Raw genomic sequence first — 4,033 nt, 5'->3', positions numbered from 1 at the left:
GCGGTGTAAGTGTTCCCGGGTCACACAGGCCGCCCCCGCCCGGGGTCGGCCGTTCGCGCAGCCCCCGGGTGGGGCGCGGGCCGATCGGGCGGGGGCCGTGGGGCTCGCGGGGCGGGAGGTGGCCCAGGTGGGGACGGCTCGCTGTGGAGGGCTGCCCTCACCGCGCTGACCTGCGGAAACCGTGTGAGCCCACCTCCGGGGGCGCGCTCGCTGTGGGGCGAGGACCGTCACGCCGCCTTCAGCCAAGACCCGCCGGGTTGCTGATCCGGAAACGCCAGCGGTCGTCGGCACCCCGGTGGGCCACGTCGATCGCCGTGCCCGTGAAGCGCAGGGGGCGCCCGTCGGGGGTCGTGCCCGAGTGCGTGTAGTCGATGATCAGGAGGGCCGTGTCGCCCGCGGTGTGGGCCTCGCGGAGGGTGAGGGCGATGGGGAGGTCGGTGATGGGGACGCCCTGGGTGTCGCGGTCGGGGAGGACGGTGACGGCGTCCTGCGTGAAGAGGTCCTTCAGCGCGGCCGAGTCCTTCGCGTTGAAGGCGCGCTGGAAGGTGGCCGGGAGGTCGCGTACGTCGTACGGCGGGGTGTGATCCATGGGGCCAGCTCAGGGCGGGCCCTGCGGTGGGGCAAGCGCGGGGTGCCCGGTACGTCAGATCGGCCCGCGCCCGCCGTCAGGACGCGTGCCAGTCCGACGGCTCCGCCACCCACCCCGCCATCAGCACCAGCCCCGTCCTCCGGTGCACCGCGAGGAACCCGAAGGGCCGGTCGAAGCGCGCCTCGACGGTTCTGGTGGTCCAGCGGAACTCCGGAACCCCGCCCGCCGCAGCGGCCACCAGCGTCACCGCCGCCGCCTCGAACCCCTCCGCGCCGAACCGGGCGACGGCGGACTGCTCGGCCGAACTCACCGCGAGGGGACGCCCGCTGACCCCGGGGAAGTGCCCGCGCGACCTGTCCCGCGCGGCCCCCAGGCCGAACAACTCGGCCCGCTCCAGCAGATCATGGCGAGCCGTCAACGCGAACGGCGCGGTGAGCACCCGGAGTTCGACAGGCTTCTCCTCCGCACTCGGCGTCTCCCGCACCCGCACACCGGGCCCGGCGTCACCGAGGGGAAGCCGGGAGCCGGGAACGACGGCATGCTCCCCGGCGAGCAGCCCGACGCCCGCCCGCAGCACCCGGGACGCCGACAACTCCGGCTCACCCAGCAGAAGATGGACGTCCAGAGACTCCGTACCGAGCACCCGCACCTCAGTGACGTACCCGAACGGCGTGCAGGCCACGGCGAGTTCGTCGGCGGAGCCGGTCACCCGGCGCAGGCCCAGGTACGCGCGGTCGGTCCAGTGCGGGGAGTCCAGGAACGTCTCCTGGAACCGCTCCACCCACCGCGTCCGCAGCGCCAGCGCGCTCGCGAGCACGAACTCGGTGTCCCGGTCGAGGGCGACCGGCATCGAGGGGACACGCCCGCCGGTGCGCTCGCGGGCCCACGCGTCGAGGGCGGCCCGGTCGGCGTCGAGGTCACCGGTGAGGACCCCGCGCGCGAGGCCCTCGCCCCACGACTCCCGCAGCTCCAGGGCCCGCCGCGCCCACACGCCGACCGCGCCGTCCAGCCCGGCGACGTCCGCGAGCCCGGCGAGCAACTCCCGCGCCAGGGACGCCGCCCGCGACGCCGGCACCCCCACCGCGGCCGACAGCTCCGCGCGGGCCGCGCCGTCCGCCCCGTCCGCGAGGAACGCCAGCAGCGGCCACACCCCGGCCGCCGAGAAGGCCGTACCGTGCGAGACGTCCACGGACCCGGCCCACCGCGAGGTGAGCGCGTTCACCGCCTGTACGGCCGTCCGCATACCCGTTACCGCCCCCGTTTACCGCTCGCTTACGATGCGCCCGCACACCTGTGTGAAAACCGGACCGTCCGAACCAGGAGCACGCTACCCGTGTCGACATCCCCGCCGCACGAGCCCCAGGGGCCCCAGGACAACCCGTTCCGCGCCCCGGAGCCGGGCCGGGCACCTGAGCCGGGCCGGGCACCTGTCGCCGCGCCGGCGCCGCAGGGCTGGGGGCAGGGCTGGGCGCCGGGGCCGTACCGGCCGGCGCGGCAGGTCAACGGCGTGGCGATCTCCGCGCTCGTGCTGGGCGCGCTGTGCTTCCTGCCGGCCGTCGGGATCGTCCTCGGGATCATCGCGCTCGTCCAGATCAAGCGGCGCGGCGAGCGCGGCCGGGCGATGGCCGTCATCGGGATCGTCCTGTCGTCCCTCGGCCTCGCCCTGTGGCTCGTCGCGCTCACCACGGACGTCGCCCGCGACACCGTGCGCGCCATCGAGGACGCCGCCGACACCACCACCGTCTCCGCCCTCGACACCGGCGACTGCTTCGACCTGCCGCCGGGCGACACGATCGGCGACGACGTGTACGACGTCGACGAGACCGACTGCGAGCGCCCGCACGACGCCGAGATCTTCGGCGTCGTCCCCGTGAGCGGCGACGAGTTCCCCGGGCGGGCCAAGCTGCGGGAGGTCGGCAACGACCAGTGCTACGACCTCAAACGCCGCTACACCATGGACCCCTGGGCCGTGCCGGACGACACCGACTGGTACACCCTGCTGCCCGAGCGCGACGGCTGGGAGGCCGGCGACCGCGCGGTCACCTGCGTCTACGCCCACTCCGACCTCGGCGGCTCCCTGCTCGGCTCGCTGCGCCGCGACGAGACCACCCTCGACGACGACCAGATCGCCTTCCTGACGGCCATGTCCGCGATCGACGACGCCCTGTACGCCGAGCCCGAGGACTACCCGGAGGAGGACCTGGCGGCCAACACGGCGTGGGCCGCCGAGGTCCGCGACGCGCTCGGCCAGCAGCTGACGGCACTTCAGGCGCGCTCCTGGTCCGGCGCGCAGCCCTCGATCGACCTCTTCCTGCGGGACCTGCGCGAAGCGCGCGAGTCCTGGCGCAAAGCCGCCGCCGCCGACGACGCGGACGCGTACTACGAGGCGTACGACGCCGGGTACGCGTTCGTCGACGGCACCACCACGATCGGGGCGCGCAGCGCGCTGGGGCTCGCGGTGACCGCGCCCTCGTACAGCGAGGACGGCGGCCGGCTCGACGTCTGAGGTGTGAACGCGGCTATACCGGGAGAAAGTTCCCCCGTAAAGCTCCACCCCGGGTTTTGTCATCACATCGAGTGATTCTCTGGCCTTTGCTTGCATGGAGGAACCCAGGGTTGCCAGGCTGTAGCTGTCTGTAAAGCCTGATGGGAGCGGCCTTGTGAGTATCGGTGAGCAGCCGGCGTATCTGAGGGTCGCGGGGGATCTGCGCAGGAAGATCGCCGACGGTTCGCTCCCGCCGCACACCCGGCTGCCGTCCCAGGCGCGGATCCGCGAGGAGTACGGCGTCTCCGACACGGTCGCGCTGGAGGCGCGCAAGGTGCTGATGGCCGAGGGGCTGGTCGAGGGCCGCTCCGGGTCGGGGACGTACGTCCGTGAGCGGCCCGTCCCCCGCCGGATCGCCCGCTCCGGATTCCGGCCGGCCGGGGGGGCCACGCCGTTCCGGCAGGAGCAGGCCGAGAGCGACGTCCGGGGTACCTGGGAGTCCAGCAGCGAACAGGCCGACGCCGACGCCGGGGTCGCCGCCCGGCTCGGCATCGAGGCGGGGGAGCGGGTGATGCGCACCCGCTACGTCTTCCGCGAGGGCGGGCGGACGATGATGCTCTCCACGTCCTGGGAGCCGCTGGCCCTCACGGGGCGTACGCCCGTCATGCTGCCCGAGGAAGGGCCCCTCGGGGGGATGGGGGTCGTCGAGCGGATGCGGGCCATCGACGTCATCGTCGACAACGTCGCCGAGGAGGTGGGGGCCCGGCCCGGACTCGCCGATGAACTGGCCGCGTTGGGGGGTGTGCCGGGGCATGTGGTGATCGTGGTGCAACGGACGTACTTCGCGTCGGGGAGGGCGGTGGAGACGGCGGATGTGGTGATTCCGGCGGATCGGTATCGGGTTGCTTACCACTTGCCGGTTCGCTGAACGGTTCGTCGGGGGCCGGGCGGGGGGTGTG

General features: G+C 73.7%; 4 protein-coding genes. 2 read left to right on the top strand and 2 right to left on the bottom strand.

Annotation, left to right across the window (positions count from 1 at the left end):
- Window positions 1-238 precede the first annotated feature (238 nt).
- Window positions 239-589, bottom strand: a complete 351-nt coding sequence (locus tag AOK24_RS39525) for a YybH family protein (protein ID WP_055724749.1) — start codon at window positions 587-589, stop codon at window positions 239-241.
- Between the two features lie 76 nt (window positions 590-665).
- Entirely contained in the window at window positions 666-1,832 is a 1,167-nt protein-coding gene (locus tag AOK24_RS39520; RefSeq protein ID WP_055724748.1) for a serpin family protein, read from the bottom strand.
- A gap of 90 nt (window positions 1,833-1,922) precedes the next feature.
- On the opposite strand from AOK24_RS39520, the gene AOK24_RS39515 reads away from it, so the two are divergent.
- The gene (locus AOK24_RS39515) at window positions 1,923-3,095 is read left to right on the top strand and encodes a DUF4190 domain-containing protein (protein ID WP_055724747.1); all 1,173 of its coding nucleotides are present in this window, start codon (window positions 1,923-1,925) and stop codon (window positions 3,093-3,095) included.
- 154 nt (window positions 3,096-3,249) lie between these two features.
- Window positions 3,250-4,002, top strand: coding sequence for a GntR family transcriptional regulator (locus tag AOK24_RS39510; RefSeq protein WP_055724746.1), 753 nt, complete (start codon window positions 3,250-3,252; stop codon window positions 4,000-4,002).
- The last annotated feature ends 31 nt before the right edge of the window (window positions 4,003-4,033 follow it).

This window comes from Streptomyces niveiscabiei (assembly GCF_001419795.1).
Taxonomy (GTDB): Bacteria; Actinomycetota; Actinomycetes; order Streptomycetales; family Streptomycetaceae; genus Streptomyces; species Streptomyces niveiscabiei.
The sequence above is the reverse complement of the archived record's forward strand: the minus strand, read 5'-3'. Positions and strand labels throughout refer to the sequence as shown.